This window comes from Curtobacterium sp. PhB142 (genome assembly GCF_004341255.1).
Classification (GTDB): domain Bacteria; phylum Actinomycetota; class Actinomycetes; order Actinomycetales; family Microbacteriaceae; genus Curtobacterium.
Map to the genome: position 1 here is coordinate 231,199 of NZ_SLUT01000003.1, position 12,954 is coordinate 244,152.

The 12,954-nt window shown below is 69.1% G+C and carries 13 protein-coding genes; 4 read left to right on the forward strand and 9 right to left on the reverse strand.

What is annotated here, in order from left to right; genetic code table 11:
• Positions 1-29: 29 nt before the first annotated feature.
• Both EDF31_RS07295 and EDF31_RS07300 read left to right on the forward strand, forming a co-directional pair.
• On the forward strand, positions 30-1,589 hold the full coding sequence (locus tag EDF31_RS07295; protein WP_131845691.1) for an ABC transporter permease: 1,560 nt from the start codon (positions 30-32) through the stop codon (positions 1,587-1,589).
• Between the two features lie 134 nt (positions 1,590-1,723).
• Positions 1,724-2,401 carry an ABC transporter ATP-binding protein gene (locus EDF31_RS07300; protein ID WP_131845849.1) on the forward strand — a complete coding sequence of 226 codons (678 nt, stop codon included), beginning with the start codon at positions 1,724-1,726 and terminating at the stop codon, positions 2,399-2,401.
• A gap of 60 nt (positions 2,402-2,461) precedes the next feature.
• On the opposite strand, the gene EDF31_RS07305 is transcribed toward EDF31_RS07300, so the two are convergent.
• The 6 genes from EDF31_RS07305 to EDF31_RS07330 all read right to left on the reverse strand — a co-directional run bounded on the left by EDF31_RS07305 (position 2,462) and on the right by EDF31_RS07330 (position 8,874).
• Complete coding sequence (locus EDF31_RS07305) at positions 2,462-3,403, reverse strand: hypothetical protein (protein ID WP_131845692.1); 942 nt, start codon at positions 3,401-3,403, stop codon at positions 2,462-2,464.
• 134 nt (positions 3,404-3,537) lie between these two features.
• A complete protein-coding gene (locus EDF31_RS07310) occupies positions 3,538-4,377 on the reverse strand; it encodes a carbohydrate ABC transporter permease (protein ID WP_131845693.1) in 840 nt (279 codons plus the stop codon).
• Positions 4,370-5,365 (reverse strand): sugar ABC transporter permease, encoded by a 996-nt coding sequence (locus tag EDF31_RS07315; protein ID WP_111084254.1) that lies wholly within the window; start codon positions 5,363-5,365, stop codon positions 4,370-4,372. The genes EDF31_RS07310 and EDF31_RS07315 overlap by 8 nt, the downstream gene beginning before the upstream one ends.
• 224 nt (positions 5,366-5,589) lie before the next feature.
• Complete coding sequence (locus tag EDF31_RS07320; RefSeq protein WP_131845694.1) at positions 5,590-6,891, reverse strand: sugar ABC transporter substrate-binding protein; 1,302 nt, start codon at positions 6,889-6,891, stop codon at positions 5,590-5,592.
• Positions 6,892-6,985: 94 nt separating this feature from the next.
• On the reverse strand, positions 6,986-8,131 hold the full coding sequence (locus tag EDF31_RS07325) for a Gfo/Idh/MocA family oxidoreductase (RefSeq protein WP_131845695.1): 1,146 nt from the start codon (positions 8,129-8,131) through the stop codon (positions 6,986-6,988).
• Positions 8,128-8,874, reverse strand: coding sequence for a sugar phosphate isomerase/epimerase (locus EDF31_RS07330; RefSeq protein WP_123292112.1), 747 nt, complete (start codon positions 8,872-8,874; stop codon positions 8,128-8,130). The genes EDF31_RS07325 and EDF31_RS07330 overlap by 4 nt, the downstream gene beginning before the upstream one ends.
• A 144-nt stretch (positions 8,875-9,018) precedes the next feature.
• On the opposite strand from EDF31_RS07330, the gene EDF31_RS07335 reads away from it, so the two are divergent.
• Both EDF31_RS07335 and EDF31_RS07340 read left to right on the forward strand, forming a co-directional pair.
• On the forward strand, positions 9,019-10,230 hold the full coding sequence (locus EDF31_RS07335; RefSeq protein ID WP_185002799.1) for an ROK family protein: 1,212 nt from the start codon (positions 9,019-9,021) through the stop codon (positions 10,228-10,230).
• Positions 10,231-10,297: 67 nt separating this feature from the next.
• Positions 10,298-10,981, forward strand: coding sequence for a YqaJ viral recombinase family protein (locus EDF31_RS07340; RefSeq protein ID WP_131845696.1), 684 nt, complete (start codon positions 10,298-10,300; stop codon positions 10,979-10,981).
• A 9-nt stretch (positions 10,982-10,990) separates the two neighbouring features.
• Here the strand turns inward: EDF31_RS07340 and EDF31_RS07345 are convergent, their stop codons facing one another.
• From EDF31_RS07345 to rplK, 3 genes are all read right to left on the reverse strand, one after another.
• On the reverse strand, positions 10,991-11,599 hold the full coding sequence (locus tag EDF31_RS07345; RefSeq protein WP_131845697.1) for a Pr6Pr family membrane protein: 609 nt from the start codon (positions 11,597-11,599) through the stop codon (positions 10,991-10,993).
• A gap of 100 nt (positions 11,600-11,699) precedes the next feature.
• Entirely contained in the window at positions 11,700-12,389 is a 690-nt protein-coding gene (gene rplA, locus EDF31_RS07350; RefSeq protein ID WP_123292110.1) for a 50S ribosomal protein L1, read from the reverse strand.
• Positions 12,390-12,479: 90 nt separating this feature from the next.
• Positions 12,480-12,911, reverse strand: a complete 432-nt coding sequence (rplK, locus tag EDF31_RS07355) for a 50S ribosomal protein L11 (RefSeq protein WP_022906459.1) — start codon at positions 12,909-12,911, stop codon at positions 12,480-12,482.
• Positions 12,912-12,954 lie beyond the last annotated feature (43 nt).

Below are 12,954 nucleotides of genomic sequence, written 5' to 3' on the forward strand. Positions count from 1 at the left end.
ACCCCAGCCGGCCACCACCGAGGAGAACCATGTTCCTGACGTACCTCAGGCGCGAACTCACGAACCGCAAAAAGCAGACCGTCATCATCGCGATCGGCATGGCGTTGGCCATCGCCCTCGTGGTCATCGTGTCCTCGATCGCGGGCGGCGTGAAGGCGGCCCAGTCCAGCGTCCTGCAGTCCGTGTACGGCGTCGGCACCGACATCACCGTCACGAAGACGACGACCCCGAGCGCGTCGGGCTCCGGTCGACCGAGCTTCGACTTCGGCAGCCAGAGCGGTGACGACAGCGACAGCAGCGGTTCGACCGACCTGTCGCAGTCACGGCTCGCCGTCGCCCGCGGCACGAGCACGCTCAGCGCCGCGAACCTCACGACCGTGACGGGCACCGACGGCGTCAAGGCGGCGACCGGTGTCCTGACCCTCGAGAACAGCACGTTCTCGGGGCAGGTCCAGCAGTCGACCGACGGCAGCAGCACGGACAGCAGCAGCTCCGACAGCAGCAGCACGGACAGCTCCACCCAGCAGGGGCCGCCGAGTGGCGACTCCGGCCAGGGCGGCGGCTTCGGGGGCGGTTCGTTCAACGTCGACTCGTTCACCGTGACCGGCATCCCGGTCTCCGGCGACGCCGTCGGCCCCCTGACCAGCACCGAGCTCACCAAGGGCCGCACGTTCACCGCGAAGGACGCCGGCAAGGACGTCGTCGTGCTGGACGCGTCCTACGCGAAGAGCGAGTCGAAGGCGGTCGGCGACACCGTCGACATCGGCGGCACCGACTTCGAGGTCATCGGCATCGTCACCTCGACAGGCTCGTCGTCGACGACCGGCTCGAACACCTACATCCCCCTCGACACCGCGCAGGCGCTGGCGGACCTGGACGGCAAGGTCACCTCGATCTACGTGTCCGCCGAGTCCTCGTCGGACGTCAGCGCGATCAAGACCGCCCTGCAGCAGAAGCTCACCACCGCCACGGTCTCCACCGAGTCCGACCTGGCGTCGAGCGTCTCCGGTTCGCTGAGCACCGCGTCGAGCCTCGTCTCGAACCTCGGCACCTGGCTGTCGATCGTCGTGCTGGCGGCGGCGTTCCTCATCGCGATCCTCTTCACGATCTCCGGCGTCACGAGGCGCACCCGCGAGTTCGGGACCCTCAAGGCCATCGGCTGGTCGAACGGCCGCATCACCCGGCAGGTCGCCGGCGAGTCCCTCGTGCAGGGCCTCATCGGCGGTGTCCTCGGCGCAGCAGCCGGCCTGATCGGCATCCTCGTGGTGAACATCATCAGCCCGACCATCTCGGCGAGCGCCTCGAGCACGACCGGTGGCGGCGGCGCAGGTGGCGGCGGTGGCATGCCCGGTGGCGCGGCGACCGCGGCCGCGGGCAGCGGTACGACGGGCGGCGCCCCGGCCGGCGGCTTCGGCGGCGGCGCGAGTACCGCGTCGACGACCGACGTGGTCCTGCACGCCCCGGTGACCGTCGAGGTCATCCTGCTGGCGATCGGCCTCGCGATCCTCGGTGGCCTCATCGCCGGCGCACTCGGCGGCTGGCGCGCGAGCAAGCTCCGCCCGGCCGAGGCACTGCGGAGCGTGGCCTGATGCCCGGCCCCGCCACCGGCGCGGTGCCGACCGCCGGACCCGCACCGACCCCGAGCACGCGACCAGAAGGAGCGACCGTGACCAGCACCGACACCGCACCCGGCCAGGCGGAGGCGAGCCGCGCCTCCAGTCCGATGTACCGGCTGACCAACGTCAGCAAGACGTACACGCAGAAGAACCGCACCGTCACCGCCCTGACGAACGTGGACCTGACGATCCCGCAGGGACAGCTCGTGGCGATCCAGGGGCCGACCGGCGGCGGAAAGTCGACACTGCTGCAGATGCTCGGGGCACTCGACCGGCCGACGGCCGGCTCGATCCACCTCGGCGGCGACCGCGACGTGGCGAAGCTCGGCGACCGTGCGCTGACCGACCTGCGGGCGACCGAGATCGGCTTCGTGTTCCAGAGCTTCAACCTCATCCCGACGCTGACGGCGCTCGAGAACGTCGAGACGGCGTTCGCGGGGTCGCTCGCGAACCGGGCACGCTCGGAGATCCGCGAGCGGGCCACGGCCGCGCTCCGCGAGGTCGGGCTCGGCGAACGGATGGAGCACCTGCCGGCCGAGCTCTCCGGCGGGCAGCAGCAGCGCGTGGCGATCGCCCGTGCCCTGGTGAAGAACCCGAGCGTGCTGCTGGCGGACGAGCCGACCGGCGCGCTCGACGAGGGCACCCGCGACGAGATCATGGGGCTCATCGAGAAGCAGTGGAAGGAACGCGGGCTGACGGTCGTCATCGTCACGCACGACTCGTGGGTGGCGAAGCGGGCCGAGCGTCGCCTGCACCTCAAGCAGGGGCAGGTGCGCGAGGTCTGAGGTGACCCGAGTCTCGCGGTGGGCGACAGTCCTCGTGGCCACGAGCCCGAGGACTGTCGCTCAGACCGAGTCTCGACCCACGGGGTAGTCGCAGTAGGCGAACCAGCGGGAGTCCGGGGACCACGGCGGGACGTTGACCGTGCCCTGGCCGCCGTCGAGCACGACGAGGGTCTCCGGCACCGGCATGATCCGGGCGCCGCGGACGAGCGCCCCGGGCAGCCGCCGCAGTTCCACGCGGTGGTCGGCCGGGTGGCCCTGCACCCCCGGCTCGTAGGACAGGTAGAGCAGGTGCTCCCCGTCCGGCGAGACGTGCGGGAACCAGTTCACCCGGTCGTCGTTCGTGATCCGGACCGGGTCGGTCGCCCCCGGCCAGAGCGCGACGAGCTGCGCGGTGCCCGGCGTGAACCGCTCCGAGTTCCACACGAGCATCTCGCCCGCGAACGAGACGCCGTCGTCGGGGTGCTCGTCGCGGGTCAGGAACGTCGGTTCGCCGGTGGCGTGGTCGACGAGTGCGACGTCGGTGGTCCAGACGCCCGCCTCGGTGCGCTCCCCGACGATCGCCGCGAGGGTCTCCCCGTCCGGGGCGATGCCGTGCAGGTAGAACTTCCGGACGACCGGCAGCGCGGTGGTGACGTCGGTGAGGGTCGCGGCCGCTCCCCCGGCCGGCACGGGCACCCGGTAGAGGTCCCCGTCGCGGCCGCTCACCACGACCGAGTTGCCCGAGGGGTCGAGCACGTGGTCGTTGTTGATCTCGGGGACGCCGGGCATCGGCACCGGGACGAGCGCGGTCTCGTCGAGCACCTGCCCGCCGTCGGCGAGCGGCAGCAGCCACAGGTCGCCGTTCCCGTTCAGCACGAGGGTGCCGTCATCGAGCACGTTCGGCGCCTCGACGAGCACCGTCCTCGACTCGAACACCAGCCGCGATCTCCGCGACTCGAGGTCGTACACGTGCACCCGACTGGTCTGTCCTGGCCGCAGCTGCCGCCCGCGCGCTCCACTCATGCGCCCCATCCTGCCCGGGCGGCACGGACCGGAACGCGAAAGCGACAGATTCCCGGCGATGTTCGCCGGGAATCTGTCGCTTTCGCGGAGCTGCAGCTGGAGCTGGAGCTGGAGCCGGAGCTGGAGCCAGCTGCCTACTTCACCGCACCGGCGGTCAAGCCGGCCACGAACTGGCGCTGCACGATGAGGAACGCGATCACCACGGGGATGGACACGACCAGGGACGCGGCCATGATCTGGTTCCAGTACACGTTCGTCTGCGTCGAGTACTGCTGCAGACCGACCGCCAGCGTCTGCCCGTCGCCGTTGGTCATGACCGAGGCGAAGAGCACCTCGCCCCAGGCCGTCATGAACGAGTAGATGCCGACCGCGACCAGCCCCGGGCGGGCCGAGGGCAGGATGACCCGGAACAGGGCACCCATCGGGCCGGAACCGTCGACCATCGCGGCCTCGTCGAGCTCACGCGGGATGGTCTCGAAGTAGCCGGCGAGCATCCAGATCGAGAACGGGAGCGTGAACGTCAGGTACGTGATGATCAGGCCGGTCCAGCTGCCGACGAGCTGGATGCCGAGCGAGTTCCCGAGGTTCGTGAAGATGAGGAACAGCGGGAGCAGGAACAGCACGCCGGGGAACATCTGGGTGGAGAGCACCGCGGTGGTGAAGGTGCTCTTGCCCTTGAAGTTCCAGCGCGAGACACCGTAGGCGGCGAACGTCGCGATGATCAGCGAGAACACCGTCGCGATGGTGCAGACCACGAGCGAGTTGACGAAGTACTTGCCGAGCGGCACCGTCGACCACATGTCGATGAACGGCTGGATGGTGATGTTGGTCGGGATCCACGTGAAGTCGTTCTGCACGTCACCGAGCGGCTTGATGGCCGTGGTGATCATCACGTAGAGGGGCACGACCGTGAACAGGGTCAGGATGACCAGGGTCACGACCTTGAAGGACTTGGCGCCGAATGTCTCACGCACGGACGGACCTCCGGTTGGTCACGGCGAGGTAGATGCCGGTGACGATGAGCAGGAAGATGAGGAGCAGGACGCTCATCGCGGCACCGGAGCCGAAGTTCCAGGTGATGAAGGACGCGTTGTAGATGTGGAAGCTCAGCAGGTCCGCGGCCGGGGGCTGCGCGGTCGAGCCGAACAGCACGAACGGCGTGTTGAAGTCGTTGAAGGTCCAGAGGAACATCACGAGCACGAGCGTCACGTTGACCGGGCGGACCATCGGCAGCGTGATCGAGCGCCACTGCCGGAACGGCTTCGCGCCGTCGACCGAGGCGGCCTCGTACACGTCGTTCGGCACGGACTGCAGGCCGGCCATCAGCATCAGGAACGCGAAGGGCCAGGTCTTCCAGATCGCCACGACGACGACGGAGACGAAGGCGTTCGAGCCGATCAGCCAGAACGGGCCGGTGCCGTTGAACAGGTGCAACTGGTCGACCAGGACGTGGTTCACCGCGCCGGAGTCACGCTGGAACATGAACTTCCAGGTGATGATGCCGGCGTACATCGGCAGCGCGTACGGCACCAGGAACAGGGTGCGGAACAGCCCGCGGCCCCGGAACGGCTTCTGCAGTGCGACCGCGGCGGCCATGCCGAAGGTCCAGGAGAGGCCGACGACGAGCACCGTGAAGCCGCAGGTGATCAGGAAGGAGTGCAGGACGCCCTTGCCGATCGCCTGGTCGAAGTCGACGACGACCGAGTAGTTGTGCAGTCCCGCGAAGGGAGCGGCGCCCCAGTTGGCGATGAAGTACTTGGTGAGCTGGATGAACGAGATCCAGATGCCGGTGAGCATCGGGACGATGTGGATGAGCAGCTCGAACAGGATGGCCGGCGCGACGAGCGCGTAGGGCAGCCAGTTGGTCTTGCGCTTGCGACCTGGCGGACGGCCCGACAGCGTCGAGCCCTTCGTGTGCGTCAGGTCGATGCGCTCCGCATCGGGCAGGACCGTCGTGGACATGGGCGGGGGCCTTTCGGCAGGAGGGGGTTCGGGTGCTTCGCACCCCGGTCCGTGGCAGCGGACGGGAGGCACGGCGTGCGTGAGACGGGACGCTCACTGCCGGCGGATGGCCGGCTCTGGGACTGTGGGGCCGGTGACGACCTGCCCCGGCGGGTCCGGCTCTGGACGCGAGGGGCGGAGGCCCGGGGCGTCCTTGCGGACGCGCCCCGGGCCTCCTGGGTGGATCAGCCGTTCGCCTGGGACACCTGGTCCTGGGCGGTCTGCAGCGCGGTCTTGATGTCGCTGTCGGACACGGAGCCGCCGGTGGCGATCTTGGCGAACATGTCGTTCATCGCCTTGCCGACGGTGGACTCGAACTGGTCCTCGGCGGGGACCAGCGGGAGGGGCTTGGCCTTGTTGTTGTAGATGTCGAGGAACGTCTTCGTCTGCTCGTCGGTGACCGAGTCGGCCGCGGCGGCGAGCACCGGGAGGGCCGAGTACGGCTTGTCGAGCGTGGTCTGCGTGTCCGCGCTCGTCATGTACTTGACGAACTTGAGCGCGCCGTCCTTGTTCTTCGTGTTCTTGAAGATCGACAGGTTGATGCCGGCCGGGAACGACGCGATGTCCTTGCCGTCAGCGGTGGTCGGGAACGGCACGACGCCGAACTCGTCCGTCTTCATGCCCTGCGAGGTGATGGTCGCGTTCGCGTTGTTCTGCGTCAGCATCATCGCGGCCTTGCCGTTCGCGAAGTCCGACACGGCCTGCGTGCCGTTGTCGTACTGCGCGTTCGAGGTGTTGACGACCTTGTCGGACTGCATCAGGTCGAGGTAGCGCTTGATGCCGTCGACGTTGCCCTTCTCGGTGAACGTGGGCTTGCCGTCCTTGTCGAACCACTCGCCGCCGTTCTGCGCCGAGGTGATGAACGCGAAGTGCGCGTTCTCGGTGTACGAACCACCGGCGATGGTGAAGCCGTACTTGCCACCGGTGGTGAGCTTCTTGGCGTCCGCCGTCAGGTCCTCCCACGTGGTGGGTGCCTCGACGCCAGCTGCCTTGAACATCGCCTTGTTGTAGTACAGGCCGTACGCGAGGCCGTAGAGCGGGACGCTCGTGACGGTCTTGCCGGGGGCGCCGCCGGTGGAGAGCGCGACCTTGCCGAACTTGTCGGCACCGCCGATCGCCTTCATCTCGGAGTCGCCGTACTCCTGGAACGCACCGGTCGCCTGGAGCGAGGTGGCCCAGGTGTTGCCGATGTTGACGACGTCCGGGCCCTGGCCCGAGGTGACGGCGGTCTGGATCTTCGTCTGCAGGTCGTTCCAGCCGATGACCTGGAGGTCGACCTTGATCCCGGTCTCCTTCGTGAACTTCTTGAGGACGGGGGTCAGCACCTCCTTGTCGTTCTGGAGCGACGTGCCCTGGTTGGACGCCCAGTAGGTGAGCGTCTTGGAGTCGCCGGAGGAACCGGACGACCCGGAGGAGCAGGCTGCGAGGCCGGTCACGGTGAGTGCGGCGGCCGCGGTGATGGCCAGTGCGCGGATGGCAGTGCGCATGACTCTCTACTTTCTCGTCGTTGAGATGGTGCAGGGATGGTGCAGGGGTGGAACGTCGGGTGCTGCTGTGGTGTGCGGGGCGGACCCGGGCCGGTCAGGCCAGGGTCTGCTCCGCGGGGTCCCAACCCTCTGGGAGGGTCTGGGAGGGCGACACGGTGCTCTCGACGAGCACCGCCTCGCCACGTTCTGCCGCCTCGGCGATGGAGACCATCACGTCGAGGACGTGGAAGGCGAGTGCACCGGGGACCCGGTTCTCGTCGCCTGCGCGGAGCGAGCGGGCGAGGTCGACCACGCCGGTGCCGCGCGAGTAGGTGGAGCCGACCGCGGGGATCGTCTCGGGCTCCTCGGCGCCGAGCGCGTACAGCTCGGTGTCGCCGTCGAAGTTGTTCGGGTCCGGGAACACGACGGTGCCGGTCTCGCCCGCGATCTCGACGACGCCCGTGCGACCGCGGTCCGACTCGAACGAGAAGACGCTCTGCGCGCTCCCGCCGTCCTCGAACTCGATCAGTGCGGAGTGGTTCGTCGGGACGTCGACGGGGAACTCGGTGCCCGCCTTCGGGCCGGAGCCGATCGTGCGCGTGGCGCGGGACTTCGACGCCGTCGCCGTGACCTTCTTCACCGGACCGAACGTCTGCACCAGGGTGGTGATGTAGTACGGGCCGATGTCGAACAGCGGGCCCGCACCGTACGCGAAGAGGAACTCGGGGCTCGGGTGCCAGGACTCCGGGCCGGGGCTCTGGAAGAGCGTCAGGCCGTTGAGCGGCTTGCCGATGCGGCCGTCGCGGATGGTGCGGAGCGCGGTCTGCAGGCCGGCACCGAGGAAGGTGTCGGGTGCGACGCTGACGGTCTTGCCCGCGGCGCGTGCGGCGTCACGGAGTTCGATCGCGCTCTCGCGGTCGAGGGCGTAGGGCTTCTCGCCCCACACGTGCTTGCCGGCGGCGAGGACCTGCAGGGCGACCTCGACGTGGGCGGCCGGGATCGTGAGGTTGACGACGATCTCGATGTCGTCGTCGGCCAGGAGCTCCTCGACCGTGCCCGACCCGGCGACGCCCCACTTCTCGGCCTGGGCGGCTGCGCGCGGCAGGTCGATGTCGGCGATGAAGCGGACCTCGACGTCGGGGAAGACGGTGAGGTTCGACAGGTACTGGTCGGAGATGACCCCGGCGCCGATGACGCCGACGCCGACGCGGCCGGTCCGGGTGCTGCTGTCGAGGGCGGTGGACGCCGTGGTGTCGGTCATGCGCGGGCCCCCTCGAGGAACGTGTAGGAGTCGGCGACCGCCTGGAAGACGTCGCCCTCGTGGCCGTCGAGCTCGACGACGTGGAGTGCGTCGGGTGCGGCGGCGAGGATCTCGCGGATCGGCATGATGCCGTTGCCGACGGCGACCTGCTTGTCGTCGTCGTGGGAGCCGTCGCCGTCCTTGACGTGCAGGAACTCGATCTTGTCGCCGTACTTGCCGATGATCGCCACCGGGTCGTCACCGCCGACCGTGACCCAGTAGGTGTCGAGCTCGAGCACGACGTCGTCGGACAGCGCGTCGGCGAAGACCTCGTAGGCGCTGACGCCGTCGATGCGGTTCGAGAACTCGAACGCGTGGTTGTGGTAGCCGAGCACCAGGCCGTGGTCGGCCGCGCGGGGGGCGAGGGCGCTCAGTTCGCGGGCGATGGCCTCGACGTCCTCGCGGGTGGTCCAGCGGGCCTCGTCGATGTGCGGGTCGATGAGGGTGCCGAGTCCGACGGTGACGCTCGCGTGGAAGATCCGCTCGAGGTCCTGCTCGCCGGCGTCCAGCAGTCGTGCGTGTCCGCTCGGGGCGGCGAGGCCGGCGTCGCGGAGCGCGGCGGCGAGTTCGTCGGCGTTGTCGACGAAGCCGAAGGCCTCGACGTTCGTGTAGCCGATGTCGGCGATGCGCTGGAGCGTGCCGGGCAGGTCGGCCGAGAGGGCGTCGCGGACGGTGTAGAGCTGAACCGAGATCGGTTGGGTCACCAGGGGTTCTCCTCGTCGAGATGGTGCGGTCGTCACTGACCGAGCGTCACACTATGACCACTTCTGTCGGCGGTCAAGCAGAAGTTCGTGGAAGGTCGACGAACTTCGTTGCGTGGCGCGTTCGATGTGTGCTTCACTCCCCCCATGGTCGACTTGACTCGGACGGCAGCGTCGCCTCCGGTCGGGACGAGCGAGCTCTTCCAGATCCTCCGCGACGGCGTGCCGCGGACCCGGGCCGAGCTCGCCGCACTGACAGGACTCGCACGCTCCACCATCGGCGTGCGCCTGGACTCCCTCATCGAGGTCGGTCTCGTCGGCCCCGTCGACACCGCCGTCTCCACCGGAGGACGGCCGCCGGCCCAGGTGGCGCTGAAGCCCCGCGCCCGACTCGTGATCGCCGCCGACCTCGGCGCCTCGCACGGCCGTGTCGCCGTCACGGACCTGGTCGCCGCCCCGCTCGCCACCCGCGAAGCGCGCATCGACATCGCCGCCGGCCCGGTGGAGACCCTGTCGTGGCTGGTCGCCACCATCGACGAGCTGCTCGACGAGGTCGGCCGTGCCCGACAGGACGTCATCGCCATCGGCATCGGCGTGCCAGGTCCGGTCGAGTTCTCGACCGGACGCCCGGCGAACCCGCCGATCATGCCCGGGTGGGACGGCTTCGACGTGCCGTCGTGGCTCCGCCAGCACATCGCGGCGCACGTCCTGCTCGACAACGACGTCAACATCGCGGCCCTCGGCGAACGGGAGCACGGCTGGCCCGACGTCGACCACCTGTTGTTCGTCAAGGTCGCCACCGGCATCGGGTCCGGCATCGTGTCGGACGGCGAACTGCAACGCGGCGCCCAGGGCACCGCCGGTGACATCGGCCACGTGCGGGTGTCCCGCGCCGGCGACGTCCCCTGCCACTGCGGCAACACCGGGTGCCTCGAGGCGGTCGCGTCCGGTCCGGCGATCGCCCGTGCCCTGCGTGCGAAGGGGCACGACGCTCACACCGGCGCCGACGTGCTGGACCTGGTGAACCGCTCCGACCTCGACGCCATCTACGCCGTCCGACAGGCGGGCCGCGACATCGGCGAGGTGCTCGCCACGTGCGTCTCGCTCATGAACCCGTCGGTGATCGTCCTGGGCGGCTCGATCACGCAGGCTGGTGAGCACCTGCTCGCCGGCGTCCGCGAGGTCGTCTACTCGCGGTCCATGCCGCTCGCCACCGAGCACCTCGTCATCGCCCAGTCGCGTGCGGGGTCGCTCGCCGCGCTGCAGGGCGCAGCGGCGCTCGCGATCGGCTACGCGCTCTCCCCCGCCGGGGTCGACGAGCTGGTCGCCTACGCCGAGGGGCGTGAGCTGGTCTCCTGACGTGTGCGCTGCGCCTCGTGAGCGCGTCGGATTCGGTCTTGCCGGTGGTCGGGGGGAGAATCGACGGGTGACGATCGTGCAGCCCACCCTGTGGGGCGACCTGGACCCCGGTCTGGAGGCGCCATCTGCCTCCGCCACGCCGGCTGCGGTCCCCGGGCGCGATGCGTTCACCGCCCTGCGCGGCCACACCGAGCGGATCGTCGCGCACTCCTCGGACCGCTTTGCCTGGCTCCGCGCCCGCGCCGCGGGCATCACCGCGACCGACGTCGCTCGGCTCGCCTCGCTGCACGCGGTCGAGGCCGTCGTCACCGAGAAGCGCTACGGCTCACGGTTCTCCGGCAACGCGTTCACTGAGCACGGCAAGGACCGCGAGCCCCACATCGCCGCCTGGGTCGCGGCCACACACGGCATCCAGCCCTCGGCGCACCTGTTCCACGCCGCTGCGAACCGGGCGCACCTCGCGACCCCCGACGGCGTCGGTGTCCAGGGCTCGCGGGTGGTGCTCGCCGAGATCAAGACCACCGCGAAGGGCTGGCGGAGCATCCCCCGGCACTACCTGCGGCAGATCTGGTGGCAGCAGTACGTGCTCGGTGCCGACCGCACCCTGTTCGTCTGGGAGCGCCACGACGGCTTCGTCCCCGTCGCCGACGAGCCCGAGTGCCGCTGGGTCGACCGTGACGACGACCAGATCCGCGGACTCGTGCAGCTCGCCGACCTGGTGCTCGACAAGCTGCGCGACTTCCGTTCGTAGCCCGTCAGCTCAGACCTTGACGAGTCGGAGCCGGCTCATCCCCACGACGAGGACGCCGAGCAACCCGATCGAGACGCCCACGCCGACGCAGTAGATCGCCACGACGTCGTACCCCTGCGCCGGGTCGAGGAACGGGTACGGGACCCAGCCGTCGGTCGCGCCCCGGATCAGGATGACGATCGTCCACACGGCCGGGTAGACCAGGAACCACCAGACGTGGCGGAGGAGCAGCTTCGACCGGTCGGAGAACAGCAGCCAGTCGAGGACCGCGTACGCGGGGATGACCTTGTGCAGCACGTCGTTCGACCACTGGACGCTCGCCGACACGTCGACGTTCGTCAGCAGGGTGTTGTAGACGATGCCGGTCGTGGCGATGTAGACCGTGCCGGCGCCCCGGAGCAGGCTCACCCGCAGATCCCCACGCTTGCGGCGGGCCGAGGCGACGAGGGTCACCGCCAGGGCCACGGCGATGATGACGTTCGACTGGATCGTGAAGTAGCCGAAGAAGTTCCACGGGTTGTAGACGTCCGTCTTCGAGCTGACGAGCCACTGGGCGACGATCGCGACGACGACGGCGATGACGGCGATCAACCGGACCGAGTTCACGAGGGTGCGCACGTGACCACGCTACCGGGACGCGCGCCCCTGCACGCGAGAAGGACCCGCACCGTTGCCGGTGCGGGCCCTTCTGCGAGTCAGTGACCCGGAGTCAGTGGACTCAGATGCTGTTGACGTCCAGCGGGATGCCGGGACCGAAGGTCGTCGAGACGGCGCCCTTCATGACGTAACGGCCCTTCGAGGAGCTCGGCTTGAGGCGGTTGATCTCCTCGAGCGCGGTCGAGATGTTCTCGTCGAGCTGCTCCGGCGTGAACGAGGCCTTGCCGACGACGAAGTGCACGTTGGCGTGCTTGTCGACGCGGAACTCGATCTTGCCGCCCTTGATGTCGTTGACGGCCTGCGCCACGTTCGGCGTCACGGTGCCGGTCTTCGGGTTCGGCATGAGGCCACGCGGGCCGAGCACCTTGCCGAGACGACCGACCTTGCCCATGAGCTCGGGCGTCGCGACGGCGGAGTCGAAGGACGTGTAGCCCTCGGCGACCTTCGCGATGAGCTCGTCGCCACCGACCTCGTCGGCGCCGGCTGCGATGGCGGCCTCGGCCGCTGCACCCGTCGCGAACACGATGACGCGGGCGGTCTTGCCCGTGCCGTGCGGCAGGATGACCGTGCCGCGGACCATCTGGTCCGCCTTGCGCGGGTCGACGCCGAGCTTCAGTGCGACCTCGACCGTGGAGTCGGTCTTCGCAGAGCCGGTCTCCTTGGCCAGGGCGACTGCCTCGGTCGGGGTGTAGAACTTGTCGGCCTCGATCTTCGCGGCCGCGGCTTCGTAGGCCTTGGACTTCTTCGCCATGGTGGTCTCCTTGCGAGATACGTGGTTGACGAGCCGGCGCGGCTCTCCCACGGAAAGGTGTCTGGGTGTGGGCCGGAGCCCGATCGGTGCTTAGGCCTCGACCGTGATGCCCATCGAGCGTGCGGTGCCGGCGATGATCTTCGCGGCCTGCTCGATGTCGTTGGCGTTCAGGTCGGCCTGCTTGGTCTCGGCGATCTGACGGACCTGGTCCATCGAGATCTTCGCGACCTTGACCGTGTGCGGGGTCGCGGACCCCTTCTGCACACCAGCAGCCTTCTTGATGAGCTCAGCGGCCGGCGGGGTCTTGAGGACGAACGTGAACGAACGGTCCTCGTAGACGGTGATCTCGACCGGCACGACGTTGCCACGCTGCGACTCGGTCGCCGCGTTGTACGCCTTGCAGAACTCCATGATGTTGACGCCGTGCTGACCGAGTGCCGGACCGATCGGCGGGGCCGGGTTGGCGGCTCCCGCGTTGATCTGCAGCTTGATCAGGCCCGTGACCTTCTTCTTCGGTGCCATGACTTGTCTTCCTCCTGGAATCGAACGCACGGGGATCCGTGCA

What these genes read in the sequence shown, in the direction of transcription:
- EDF31_RS07325 (WP_131845695.1), bottom strand. Translation starts at nt 8,131, where the DNA reads ATGACCGACACCACGGCGTCCACCGCCCTCGACAGCAGCACCCGGACC.
- rplK (WP_022906459.1), bottom strand. Translation starts at nt 12,911, where the DNA reads ATGGCACCGAAGAAGAAGGTCACGGGCCTGATCAAGCTGCAGATCAAC.
- EDF31_RS07305 (WP_131845692.1), bottom strand. Translation starts at nt 3,403, where the DNA reads ATGAGTGGAGCGCGCGGGCGGCAGCTGCGGCCAGGACAGACCAGTCGG.
- EDF31_RS07300 (WP_131845849.1), top strand. Translation starts at nt 1,724, where the DNA reads ATGTACCGGCTGACCAACGTCAGCAAGACGTACACGCAGAAGAACCGC.
- EDF31_RS07335 (WP_185002799.1), top strand. Translation starts at nt 9,019, where the DNA reads ATGGTCGACTTGACTCGGACGGCAGCGTCGCCTCCGGTCGGGACGAGC.
- rplA (WP_123292110.1), bottom strand. Translation starts at nt 12,389, where the DNA reads ATGGCGAAGAAGTCCAAGGCCTACGAAGCCGCGGCCGCGAAGATCGAG.
- EDF31_RS07295 (WP_131845691.1), top strand. Translation starts at nt 30, where the DNA reads ATGTTCCTGACGTACCTCAGGCGCGAACTCACGAACCGCAAAAAGCAG.
- EDF31_RS07315 (WP_111084254.1), bottom strand. Translation starts at nt 5,365, where the DNA reads ATGTCCACGACGGTCCTGCCCGATGCGGAGCGCATCGACCTGACGCAC.
- EDF31_RS07320 (WP_131845694.1), bottom strand. Translation starts at nt 6,891, where the DNA reads ATGCGCACTGCCATCCGCGCACTGGCCATCACCGCGGCCGCCGCACTC.